Annotated in this window: 1 protein-coding gene; it reads left to right on the forward strand. The window is 40.0% G+C overall.

Annotation, left to right across the window (positions count from 1 at the left end):
- A partial coding sequence (locus IOC57_RS25590; protein WP_207441380.1) for a transposase occupies window positions 1–255 on the forward strand: 255 nt, incomplete at both ends.

Below are 255 nucleotides of genomic sequence, written 5' to 3' on the forward strand. Positions count from 1 at the left end.
CCCGAAAAAACTGGTTGCCTTCGCTGGAGTAGATCCAAGTGTTCACTCATCAGGTAAGTTTACGGCAACCATTAATCGTATTACTAAAAGAGGTTCGAGCAGACTACGTCATTCTCTGTATCTTGCCGTACTATGTGGCATAAGAAGTTCAAGGAACAAAAAGCTTAAAGCCTTCTATGATAAGAAAAAATCAGAAGGAAAACCGGCCAAAGTGTCAATCGTTGCCTGTATGAATAAGTTGCTTCATTGGATTTA

It is taken from the genome of Bacillus sp. SD075 (genome assembly GCF_017355165.1).
Classification (GTDB): domain Bacteria; phylum Bacillota; class Bacilli; order Bacillales; family DSM-1321; genus Peribacillus.